The 11,754-nt window shown below is 43.0% G+C and carries 9 protein-coding genes; 7 read left to right on the forward strand and 2 right to left on the reverse strand.

The window, feature by feature from the left end:
- Window positions 1–42 precede the first annotated feature (42 nt).
- Both mrcB and hrpB read right to left on the reverse strand, forming a co-directional pair.
- Window positions 43–2,562 (reverse strand): bifunctional glycosyl transferase/transpeptidase, encoded by a 2,520-nt coding sequence (gene mrcB / locus CYG50_RS14155; protein ID WP_102139415.1) that lies wholly within the window; start codon window positions 2,560–2,562, stop codon window positions 43–45.
- A 182-nt stretch (window positions 2,563–2,744) separates the two neighbouring features.
- Window positions 2,745–5,204, reverse strand: a complete 2,460-nt coding sequence (hrpB, locus tag CYG50_RS14160; RefSeq protein ID WP_102139416.1) for an ATP-dependent helicase HrpB — start codon at window positions 5,202–5,204, stop codon at window positions 2,745–2,747.
- 99 nt (window positions 5,205–5,303) lie between these two features.
- Here hrpB and sfsA point away from each other — a divergent pair, with 99 nt between their 5' ends.
- The 7 genes from sfsA to panD all read left to right on the forward strand — a co-directional run bounded on the left by sfsA (window position 5,304) and on the right by panD (window position 11,710).
- Window positions 5,304–6,014, forward strand: a complete 711-nt coding sequence (gene sfsA, locus CYG50_RS14165; protein WP_102139417.1) for a DNA/RNA nuclease SfsA — start codon at window positions 5,304–5,306, stop codon at window positions 6,012–6,014.
- A 195-nt stretch (window positions 6,015–6,209) separates the two neighbouring features.
- A complete protein-coding gene (dksA, locus tag CYG50_RS14170; RefSeq protein ID WP_004260494.1) occupies window positions 6,210–6,665 on the forward strand; it encodes an RNA polymerase-binding protein DksA in 456 nt (151 codons plus the stop codon).
- A gap of 728 nt (window positions 6,666–7,393) precedes the next feature.
- Window positions 7,394–8,740, forward strand: a complete 1,347-nt coding sequence (pcnB, locus tag CYG50_RS14175) for a polynucleotide adenylyltransferase PcnB (protein WP_206276241.1) — start codon at window positions 7,394–7,396, stop codon at window positions 8,738–8,740.
- 17 nt (window positions 8,741–8,757) lie between these two features.
- Complete coding sequence (folK, locus tag CYG50_RS14180; protein WP_102139419.1) at window positions 8,758–9,249, forward strand: 2-amino-4-hydroxy-6-hydroxymethyldihydropteridine diphosphokinase; 492 nt, start codon at window positions 8,758–8,760, stop codon at window positions 9,247–9,249.
- Window positions 9,250–9,307: 58 nt separating this feature from the next.
- Window positions 9,308–10,099 carry a 3-methyl-2-oxobutanoate hydroxymethyltransferase gene (panB, locus tag CYG50_RS14185; RefSeq protein ID WP_102139420.1) on the forward strand — a complete coding sequence of 264 codons (792 nt, stop codon included), beginning with the start codon at window positions 9,308–9,310 and terminating at the stop codon, window positions 10,097–10,099.
- A 30-nt stretch (window positions 10,100–10,129) separates the two neighbouring features.
- Window positions 10,130–10,993 carry a pantoate--beta-alanine ligase gene (gene panC, locus CYG50_RS14190; RefSeq protein ID WP_102139421.1) on the forward strand — a complete coding sequence of 288 codons (864 nt, stop codon included), beginning with the start codon at window positions 10,130–10,132 and terminating at the stop codon, window positions 10,991–10,993.
- Between the two features lie 336 nt (window positions 10,994–11,329).
- Complete coding sequence (gene panD / locus CYG50_RS14195) at window positions 11,330–11,710, forward strand: aspartate 1-decarboxylase (protein ID WP_102139422.1); 381 nt, start codon at window positions 11,330–11,332, stop codon at window positions 11,708–11,710.
- Window positions 11,711–11,754 lie beyond the last annotated feature (44 nt).

An 11,754-nucleotide genomic window follows, 5' to 3' on the forward strand; every position in this document is an offset into this window, starting at 1 on the left:
GAATGAAGCCAACACAGTCACAACTTGAAATATGACGAGAATTTAGGGGTTATTGCCAAACATATCCTTAACCCAATCCGGCGCATCACCTTGCTGCTCGCCATTATTGCCATTTAGATCCCAAACTGGAGCTTCACTTTCAGACGCTTGGCATAACCCTTCTGGGTTATCCGTCCAAATCGGCAACATTCTACCGCCGCCAAAGTTTGAGCAACTTAATTGGCCATCAGCTGTGACTTGCATATCAACAATGCCCTCTGGTGCGCGGTTGATAAGTGCTAATGGCGCTTGGTTATCTAAGTAGCGTTGGTACACTTTCAGTGCGCCTGTTGCTCCTGTTAATTGTGTTGGGCCATTATTGTCACGGCCAACCCACACAATTGCGACCTCTTTGCCGTCAATCCCTGCATACCAGCTATCACGTAGGTCGTTAGTTGTCCCTGTTTTACCGGCTAAATTATACTTCGCATATTTAGACAACAAGACTCTGCCCGTACCTTGTTTAACCACTTGTTGCATACCATACAATGTGAGGTATGCCGCTTGAGAAGATACTGCTCGCTCAGCAGATGGGTAGCTTTGGTAAATCTCTTTACCATCTCCGTCAATGACTGAACGTAATGCCGACAATTTCGCACGATTACCATTACCGCCAATGGTTTGGAATACCTGAGCAACTTCCGCTGGTGTTAAGTTAACCGCACCTAAGAACATAGCGGGAACTTTTTCCATAGCCGCTGCAGGAGCCCCTAAGCGTACAAAGGTGTTAAACACTTGGTCTAAGCCAACTTCTAAACCTAGATTTACCGTTGGGATATTCTGTGATTTAGCCAAAGCGTCTACTAACATCATCCGGCCGTTGAAATTGCGGCTGTAGTTTCTTGGGCTCCAGTTTTGATTCCCAACCTTCACTGTTAGTGGCTCGTCTTTTAGCCATGTGTTTAACCGATAGCGGTCTGGTTCACTTAATGCCGCGAGGTAGACAGGTGGTTTTGCTAGGGAACCAATACTACGTCGTGCATTTAACGCGCGGTTAAAACCTGAAAACTGCGGTTGAGAACCGCCAACCATCGCGCGTACTTCGCCATTAATGCGATCAACCACCACGATTGCCCCTTCGATATCATCCAATTTACGGGATTTACGTAAATCAGCGACACCATTTTCAACTGCATTTTCAGCCGCAGTTTGAGCAACTGGGTCTAGGGTAGTAAAAATTTTCGCGCCTGAGAGTTCTTTAACTTTATCGCCCAATTTCTCATTGAGTTCTAAACGAACCATTTGCATAAAGGCAGGTTGAGAAGCCACCAGCCCTTCTTTGTTTTTCACCCCAAGAGGCCTTGCGCTGAGTACCTGATACATTTCTTGGTCAATCACGCCACGTGTTTCCAAGATTTTCAACACGATATTACGGCGTTTAATCGCATTTTGTGGCTTAGTCCAAGGGTTATATGTTGATGCCCCCTGCACCATCCCCACTAATAAAGCCTGTTGGTCAAAACTTAACTCATTGATTGGTCGACCAAAGTAATACAAACTTGCTAATGGGAAACCACGAATTTCGTCATTACCATTTTGACCTAAAAAGACTTCGTTTAAATACAGCTCTAAAATACGTTCTTTACTGTAGTTGTAGTCCAGTAAAATCGCCATATACGCTTCATTAGCTTTACGCTTTAATGTGCGTTCATTAGTTAAAAATAAGTTTTTGACTAACTGTTGGGTTAATGTACTTCCCCCTTGAACGGAGCGTCCTGCACTTAAGTTAGCAACAACAGCACGGCCAATAGAGTACAAACTGACGCCATCATGCTCATAAAAGTTGCGATCTTCGGTTTCTAGTAAGATTTTAACTAGAGATTCGGGGAAATCAGATATCGGTAAAACTAACCGTTGCTCATTATTCGCCGACTGCATCATCGTGATCAGTTTCGGGTCTAAACGGAAAAAGCCAAATGAGCGACCGTTCTCCATATTTTCAATTTTGCTCAAGGCATTATCTTCAAACACCATTCGAGCAAGTATTTGCCCCTCTTTTTGATCAGGGAAATTAAACGGCCGGCGTAAGATTTCGATGCTATTACCGCGCACCACAAATTCGCCTGACGTTGTTATCTTACTCACTTTACGGTACTGCATGCCTTCAAGTAGGCGAACCATTTCTGCCTGGCTGTAGTCCATACCTGGCTCGAGGTTAACCATTCGGCCGTATACGGCTGCGGGTAAATCCCACACCTTACCATCAAGGCGTTCTTTAATTTGTTGATTTAAATAAAAACCATATGCCGCGAGTAGAACAGCAAACACGATCATCAGTTTGACGAGCAGCCAAAACCAACGCCATTTACTTTTTACCTTTCGAGGCTTGTTATTTCTTGAGCCTTTTTTAGCCATTTGCTCTTCATCTTCATCATCGAGATATTGTTCATCAATATCATCATGTTCGAATAAATCTTCATCATCATAGTCATCGCGGTCTCTACGACGGCGGGATGAAGATTGTTTTTTCCCAGCAGTTTTTTTGTTACGTCTGCCGATTGGTTCAAAATCTTTACCTGACATGGTCGCTCCATATCACCTTACAAAATATCTTAATAACTCACTCGTTATGCCAGTTTAGTGGTTAATTTTGGCCCATAACCTCAGAGATTTCACCAAAGAAAGCTCTTAATTACATTTCCTTACTCAGTTTAGCCTATCAATTGGCTGAATAAGGAAACTCGCTATTAGAGCATAAAAATAGGCTATTTCGCACCCATCATCGCTTTTTTTGTTTGCCTTGTTGGCGCAGTATTTGCGGGGTCATCCGGCCATAAATGTTTTGGATAACGCCCTTTCATCTCTTTTTGTATCTCTTTATAGCTGCCTTGCCAAAACGCACCAAGGTCTTGCGTGATCTGCAACGGCCGCATGGCAGGAGACAGTAGAGATATCGTTACTGCTATTTTTCCTTGTGCTATTGTCGGGTTCGTTTTTTCCCCGTACATCTCTTGCATACGAATCGCTACCACTGGTGGCTTATCTAACGCGTAGTAAATACTTACATCATGTAAAGATGGCGCTCGATAAGTTTTCGGAAACATACTTTCTAACCACTGCTGTTGCTGCCAATCCAATCGATTGATTAATAAAGAAGCTAAATCAATTTGCTGTAGTTTTTGCTTATTTGTTATGCCATCAAGATAGGGTTCAAGCCATTCACCCAGCGAATCCAATAGCGCTGTATCATCAAAATCTGGCAAGTCAACATCGGGAAAATACTGCTTAGCTAACGTACAACGGACACATAATTGTAATGCATCTTCCTGCCAATTTAGCTGCTGTAAGCCATTTTGCTTCAACCAATACACCAACGCTTGGCGAACCTCAGTCTTATCTGGGTTGCTTAAACGTTCTGATTTCACCACTAATTGACCGCATTGCAAGCGCTTCCAAGCTAATAATGTCCCTTTTTGTTCATCCCATTCGACCGTTTCTTGCTTGTTAAACAGTGATGGGCAATCTGCTTGTAACCTTTCAATCTCTACAGGGTAAGCCAAAGAAATACGCGCATCCGCTGTATTTTCAGGCTGCCATAAAGACACCACTATTAACCACGGAGTCCCCATTAGTCTATCTGACTCACCCAACGTTGCCCCTAAGCCACTCGCTAATTGGTAACGTTGTTGGTTATCTCGAGATTTTGCTATGTAGTCGGGAAACCCTGTAGCCAGCAACGTTGGTAACCACTCACTAATGAGCGCATCTCGCTGACCAATGGTACTCGGCACTTTTTGTTCGCAAAGTGCTGATGCTCTCTTACACCACCCCTCTGTTGGCCTTTCTATGCAATAGCGAAGATCCGCATCTTGTTGACGAGGAGGTTCTTCGATAATCGCCACCAGTAGTGCAGCTAATTGAATAACATGCTGATTTTGGCTTTGTTGTGCTTTGCATAACATTGCCGCTGTTCGTACTGAACTACCTAACTCCGCCATCTGCTGCCCAAAAGGCGTTAACTTACCAGCTGCATCAATAGCACCTAATTTACCCAGTAAATTTTTTGCCGCAGATATTGCAGGCTTCGGGGGTAAAGTCAGCCAATTCAGCTGGGCTGCATCGTGGCACCCCCACTGTAATAAAGATAACCATAAGCTGCTCAGGTCACTTTGCGCAATTTCGGCCTCGCTAAATTGTGCCGCACGCTCAGCCTGCTCTTCACTCAATAAGTGCCAACAAACACCCGTTTCTAAACGGCCAGCTCGACCAGCTCGCTGCGCCATCGATGCTTGGCTGATTCGCTGTTTAATTAGCTTTGTCAGTCCTGTTCTTGGGTTGAATTGACCCACACGTTCAAAACCACTGTCCATCACAAGGCGGATGCCTTCAATCGTTAAACTGGTTTCCGCAATATTAGTGGCTAATACGACCTTCCGCATTCCTTCTGGTGCCAGCTGTATCGCCTGTTGCTGGGCTTGTAGGGTTAATGCTCCGTATAAAGGACATAAAAGTATGTCCTCACTTACCATCGAAGCGAGTTCTGCTCTTACTTTCTCGATTTCCCCCATACCTGGAAGAAATAATAGTAAAGACCCATGCTCTTGCTGTAATAATTGCCAAGCCGCCAATGCGACTTCTTTATGAAAGAGTTTATTTGGGTTAATTGGATGATACTCACGTATTACGGGAAATGTACGCCCTTGTGAAGTGATAACCGGAGCATCAGGAAACAGCTGGGACAGCCCTTGATTATCTAATGTCGCTGACATCAACAGAATACGTAAATCCTCACGTAAGGCTTGTTGTGAATCAATTAACAAGGCTAGGCCGAGGTCTGCCTGTAAATTTCGTTCATGAAACTCATCTAGAATGACTAAACCAACCCCTTCAAGCATGGGATCATTTTGCAGTAAGCGGGTCAGTACGCCTTCGGTCACCACTTCAAGACGAGTGTGGCGGCTAACTTTAGTTTCAGAGCGCATGCGTAAACCAATGGTATGACCGACTTCTTCGCCAAGTTGCTGTGCAAGACGAGCCGCCACTGAACGTGCTGCTAAGCGACGAGGCTCCAACATGATAACCCGTCCATTAATAACCCCACTCTTTAATATTTCTAGCGGCAAAACGGTTGATTTACCCGCACCTGTAGGTGCATGAAGCAATACTTGAGGTGAAGCCATTAACGCGGTAAGTATGTCCTCACAAACTTCGAATATCGGTAACACTGGGGCTATCACTCCATATATTTAACTTTTGCTGTCAGACATTGTAGCATTAGCCTCTTTTGCCAGTAAGCATATTACCGATACCCTAGCGGAGATCCCATGGAATTTGAACCCGCCTTACAACCTGCCACTTTAATTAAGCGGTACAAGCGCTTTTTGGCTGATGTGACTTTACCGAGCGGTGAAGAAATAACAATTCACTGTGCGAATACGGGCGCTATGACAGGTTGTGCAACCCCGGGTGATACCATCTGGTATTCAACGTCCGATAATAAAAAACGCAAATACCCGTATAGCTGGGAGTTAACCCAAACAGCAAATGGTCATTTTATTTGCATTAATACCCTTCGTGCGAACCAATTAGTTGCGCAAGCCTTAACCGAAAAACACATTCCAGAATTATCCGAATACAGCGTAATAAAACCTGAAGTCAAATATGGCACAGAAAATAGCCGAATCGATTTCTATCTCACGCAAAATGGATTACCCGATTGCTTTATCGAAGTAAAATCAGTAACTTTACTCGAAAATAATCAAGGTTTTTTTCCTGACGCTGTGACACTTAGGGGCCAAAAACATTTAAGAGAACTAATGTATATTGCGAAAGAAGGAAAAAGAGCCATACTATTGTTTGTTGCTTTACACACAGGTATTCACGTAGCATCTGCAGCGGCACATATTGATAAACAATATGCGCTATTATTGGAGGAAGCGAGACAAAGTGGTGTTGAAGTGCTTTGTTATCAAGCTGATATAACTGTTCAACAAATGGTGTTAAGTAAGCAGATTCACTTTAACTCTATTAAATAAAGTTTTTTTAACCGATTTTTATACGAGGCCGCAGAGTTCTGGGCGCTAAAAAGGGAATAAACACGCTCGCCCTCACAGCATTACAAAACTCATTGCAGGAACGATTGCCAAGAGAGCAGTCTTCTGCTATTTATAGCGACCTTAATTTTTCCCCCTTGGGGTTTTTGTAAAATTTGCGTGTGTAGGAGAAGCATTATGCAAGAAGGGCAAAAACGTAAGACATCGTCCTTAAGCATTCTCGCCATTGCTGGGGTTGAACCCTATCATGAAAAAGCTGGCGAAGAGTATATGAACGAGGCCCAGTTGGCGCATTTTAAGCTCATTCTCGAAGCATGGCGCAATCAACTCAGAGATGAAGTGGACCGGACTGTTACTCATATGCAAGATGAGGCAGCTAACTTTCCAGACCCCGTTGATAGAGCCGCTCAGGAAGAAGAATTCAGCCTTGAATTACGTAACCGGGACCGTGAACGTAAACTGATTAAGAAAATCGAAAAAACGCTGAAAAAAGTTGAAGATGACGACTTTGGCTATTGTGAATCATGTGGTGTAGAAATTGGTATCCGTCGTTTGGAAGCCCGTCCTACCGCTGATTTATGTATCGACTGTAAAACATTAGCTGAAATTCGCGAAAAGCAAATGGCTGGCTAGTGTCTGTATGGAGTCCTGAACGGCGCATATTACTGCGCCGTTACAAGGGAACTCCACATTCTGTTATGTTCCGCTCAGAGCCTATTTCTTGCGTTAGCTATCACGTAAAATCTATCCTTCTCGCATCTTTTTGCCAATTGGCTGGCGATAACGTCCTATCATGTTCCTTTAAATAAGATAAATATTTACTTTCGCGTAATTTTTTACGGAAATAGCTTATGCTATCTTTTAACCCCATAGTGTGAATTTGAACGATAATCTAATAACAGAAAAACGCTTAAAATAAGGCTTCTAACCCTATACACCTATAGCAAGAAAGCTTTTTGCGCTATTATTTTGCGTAAATTTTATTGGTAACGTTTATAATTAGAGACGACTTTTATTCGTTTAACCATTCTCAAAGAAACTTCTGTGAGCTATGATTAGCCGCTTATTTTGTTTAATGAATATTGGTAATGACATCGAGGTGTACTATTTTTAACCGAGTAGCAAATTTCTGCCGTAATATTTTATCTCGCAATACAGATGCATCTCCTGAAGATGTAGTAAAACATCGTGATCCTTCGCGAGATAGTCAGGCAGCCGGTAAAAGGCCAGTCACTCATTCTGCTCATGCGCAAACCGCATCTAAAGAGCAGAACACCGTTCAACCCCATAAAACAACCCCTATTAGAAAAACGGTTCGTCAATCTCAACGTGCCGATTCAACACCTGAGAAGCGCCCTACAATGACAACCGTAAACGAAGAAAACATTACTGTTATCCCGCGTTCCGAACACCCTATTTCACGCAGTGATATCAGTGATAATGCGTTAAAAGTGCTGTATCGCTTAAATAAAAGTGGCTTTGAAGCCTATTTAGTGGGTGGGGGTGTGCGTGATTTGCTTTTAGGCCAAAAACCTAAAGACTTCGATATTACGACAAACGCAACACCAGAACAGATCCGCAAATTATTTCGTAATTGCCGTCTAGTTGGTCGCCGTTTCCGCCTAGCACACATTATGTTTGGCCCCGAAATTATTGAAGTTGCAACTTTCCGTGGCCACCATGACCAAAGTGCATCAGATGACAAAAACTTATCTGCACAAGCACAAAATGGCATGTTGTTACGCGATAACATCTTTGGTTCCATTGAGGAAGATGCGATCCGTCGGGACTTCACCGTTAACAGCCTATATTACAATATTGAAGACTTCACATTACGTGACTACGTTAATGGCTTAACTGACCTCAAAGCTGGTGTTATTCGTCTAATTGGTGACCCAGAAACACGCTATCGTGAAGACCCAGTCAGAATGCTAAGAGCGGTACGTTTCGCCTGCAAATTAAATATGAGCATCGAACCAAAAACTGCAGAGCCAATTTACCAACTTGCTCATTTATTGAGAGAAATTCCATCTGCTCGGTTATTTGAAGAGTCACTCAAATTACTACAAGCAGGCCAAGGTTACGATACCTATAAAATGCTCAAAAAATATGGTTTGTTTGAGCAGCTTTTCCCTGTTGTCGCAAGCCGCTTTACGGATAACAGTGATTCGCCAATGGAAAAAATCATTGAGCAAGTCCTTAAAAATACTGACTTCCGACTAAAAAATGATAAGCGTGTTAACCCTGCTTTTTTATTTGCGGCTATGTTATGGTACCCAGTTACAGAGCATGCTGAAAAGCTCTCTCAAGAAGGCGGGCTAGCCTATTATGATGCCTTTGCCCTTGCGATGAATGATATTTTAGACGAACAGTGCCGTTCGATTGCGATCCCAAAACGTATTACAACCACGATGCGTGATATTTGGTTGCTGCAGTTACGTTTACCTCGTCGCCAAGGTCGTCGTGCCAATAAATTAATGGAGCACCCGAAATTCCGTGCCGCGTTTGATTTATTAGAATTAAGGGCCAATGTTGAGCACCGCAACGAGCTACAAGAGTTAGCATTATGGTGGGCTGATTTTCAACAAGCGAATAATACCAAACAGCGTGAAATGATTTCGGAATTAGGCAACGCACCCACTCGCCGTCGCCATCGCCCACGTTCATCACAAGGTGGAACAGGTGCACGCCGGTCGAATAAGTCATAATTGATAGAGAGAATACAATGGAACAAGTCTATATTGCTGTAGGAAGTAACCTTGGTGAGCCGCTATTACAGGCACAACAAGCTATTGCAGCATTAGATGCGATTCCCAATAGCCGTGTTGTTTCTACCTCTTCTGTGTACCGAACTAAACCACTAGGTCCACAAAACCAGCCAGATTTTCTGAATCTGGCTGTACTACTCGAAACAAGTCTTGAGCCAGAAATACTCCTCAACCACACACAAAAAATCGAGCTTGAGCTTGGTCGTGTTCGCAAAGAGGAACGTTGGGGTCCACGAACTCTTGACCTCGATATCATGCTTTTTGGTAACCGTATTATCAATACTGAACGGTTAATTGTTCCACATTATGGGCTAAAAGAGCGTGAGTTTATGTTGTATCCGCTTAGTGAAATCGCCCCTTCCCTTGTTTTTCCTGATGGCGAAAAGCTTTCAGAAAGACTCACACAAGTCCCTCGAAATGGCCTAACATTTTGGGATATTCCAGCCTAAAATGTTCAACCTCTTATGAGGTATGGTCGCAGGGAGATCATTTCCGGAGGTTATTATAATGAAACCAATTTCTCTGGCTGATTTATGTCAGTTTAAAAAAGACAAACACAAATTTGCAACTATGACTGCCTATGACGCAAGCTTTGCTCAATTATTTTATGAGCAAGGTATTCAAGTGATGCTCGTTGGAGACTCACTGGGAATGACAATCCAAGGTGAATCATCTACTTTACCAGTTACTGTCGAGCAAATTGCTTACCACACCCGATGCGTTCGCAAAGGTGCACCAAACGCCTTCATTATTGCAGATATGCCATTTATGAGTTACGCCACACCAGAACAAGCTTGTGCTAATGCAGCAATTTTGATGCAAGCCGGTGCAAACATGGTGAAAATTGAGGGTGGCAGTTGGTTATGTGATACCGTAAGAATGCTAGGAGAACGCTCTGTTCCTGTGTGTGGTCATCTCGGTTTAACACCACAAGCCGTCAACGTTCTTGGCGGCTATAAAGTCCAAGGACGCGATGAGGTCACGGCAAATCAATTACTCAAAGATGCGATTGCACTAGAAAATGCAGGTATCCAATTATTGGTTCTCGAATGTGTTCCAACCGCATTAGCGAGCCATGTTTCTGAAGAGTTGCTATTACCGGTGATTGGTATTGGCGCAGGAAATGGAACTGATGGACAAATCCTTGTTATGCATGATGCACTGGGTATTACCGCTCGAGCGCCTAAATTTGCTAAAAACTTTTTAGCTCAAGCAGGCAACCTTCATGATGCTATTCGTATGTATATCCAAGAAGTGGAAGATGGCATTTACCCAAGTGAAGCACATTCTTTTTCTTAATTGATGCCAGTAATTATAAGGAACTCACGTATGCTTATCGTTGAAACGGCACTTATCTTACGCCGTGAAATTCGCCGCTGGAAACAAGAAGGTAAACGTATTGCACTTGTCCCTACGATGGGTAATTTACACGATGGTCACTTAACACTCATTGACCAAGCGAAAAAACAAGCTGATATTGTGATTGCCAGTGTATTCGTAAACCCAATGCAATTTGATAGGCAATCTGATTTAGCCAATTACCCACGGACTTTGCAAGAAGATTGCGAAAAATTAAAGCGTCGTGATATCAATTTAGTTTTTGCCCCTTCCCCGCAAGAATTCTATCCAGAAGGGATGGAAAAACAGACTTTTGTTGACGTTCCCGAGTTATCGACGATGTTAGAAGGCGCAAGCCGTCCCGGTCATTTTAGAGGTGTCGCAACGGTTATCACTAAGCTGTTCAACTTAGTACAGCCCGATATTGCTTTGTTTGGTGAAAAAGATTACCAACAGTTGCAATTAATTCGCAAATTAGTCGCTGACTTATCATTTGATACTCAAATTGTTAGTGTCCCAACGGTTAGAGCCAAAAATGGCTTAGCATTGAGTTCACGCAACAACAATTTGTCAGCGGAAGAGCTAAAAACAGCGCCTAAACTGTATCAAATTATGCAACAAGCGGGTGAAAAATTAGTCGCTGAGCCTAACGCATCTGAGGTTATTATCGAAGAGATGAATAATAGCTTACGTGAAGCCGGTTTTACCCCTGATGAGCTATTTATTCGCGATGCAGATACATTATTACCACTTGGTGAGCCGAGTAAACGTGCGGTTATTTTAATGGCTGCATGGTTAGGTCAAACGCGTCTTATTGACAATTTACAAGTTGACCTGCAACGCGATATTGCATAAAAATAAATCAATTATAAAAATGAAATAACACACTGCAATTACAGTGTTTATAGCGTTAATTCAATGTCTGTGTTCCGAATGGCTTTTATTTTTTCAAACTCATTTGGTTCACAGCTAGGCGGTAAGTAAACGAGTCCCTAGGAGCATACATAAATATGTGACTAGGGTGAGTGAGCGCCACCAACAACGCTGTGTTCCGAATGGCTTTTATTTTTTCAAACTCATTTGGCTCACAGCTAGGCGGCAAGTAAACGAGTCCCTAGGAGCATACATAAGTATGTGACTAGGGTGAGTGAGCGCCACCAACAACGCTGTGAGCCAAATGAGGAAGAAAAAATGTTAAGAAGAATGTTACAAGGCAAACTCCACCGAGTCACTGTTACACAAGCAGACCTACACTACGAGGGCTCATGTGCAATAGATCAGGACTTCATGGATGCCGCTGGGATCATTGAATACGAAGCCATTGATATTTACAACGTTGATAACGGTGAACGTTTTTCAACTTATGCAATTTCGGGCGAACGTGGTTCAAAAATTATTTCGGTTAATGGTGCTGCTGCACGCCGCGCTGCGGTTGGTGATAAACTGATTATTTGCTCTTATGTGCAAATAGAAGATGAAGACGCTCGCTTACATAAACCAAAAGTAGCTTACTTTGATGAAAATAATAAAATGAGTCGCCTAGCAAAAGCGGTTCCAGTCCAAGTGGCATAATTTGGGTCTTTGCTTACCCAATAAATTGATTAATAACACCATTT

This window comes from Providencia huaxiensis (assembly GCF_002843235.3).
GTDB classification, from domain to species: Bacteria; Pseudomonadota; Gammaproteobacteria; order Enterobacterales; family Enterobacteriaceae; genus Providencia; species Providencia huaxiensis.

Bases quoted from the DNA above. Each gene is read 5' to 3' on its own strand.
- folK (WP_102139419.1), top strand. From the start codon at position 8,758: ATGGAACAAGTCTATATTGCTGTAGGAAGTAACCTTGGTGAGCCGCTA.
- mrcB (WP_102139415.1), bottom strand. From the start codon at position 2,562: ATGTCAGGTAAAGATTTTGAACCAATCGGCAGACGTAACAAAAAAACT.
- panC (WP_102139421.1), top strand. From the start codon at position 10,130: ATGCTTATCGTTGAAACGGCACTTATCTTACGCCGTGAAATTCGCCGC.
- dksA (WP_004260494.1), top strand. From the start codon at position 6,210: ATGCAAGAAGGGCAAAAACGTAAGACATCGTCCTTAAGCATTCTCGCC.
- panB (WP_102139420.1), top strand. From the start codon at position 9,308: ATGAAACCAATTTCTCTGGCTGATTTATGTCAGTTTAAAAAAGACAAA.
- panD (WP_102139422.1), top strand. From the start codon at position 11,330: ATGTTAAGAAGAATGTTACAAGGCAAACTCCACCGAGTCACTGTTACA.
- pcnB (WP_206276241.1), top strand. From the start codon at position 7,394: ATGACAACCGTAAACGAAGAAAACATTACTGTTATCCCGCGTTCCGAA.
- sfsA (WP_102139417.1), top strand. From the start codon at position 5,304: ATGGAATTTGAACCCGCCTTACAACCTGCCACTTTAATTAAGCGGTAC.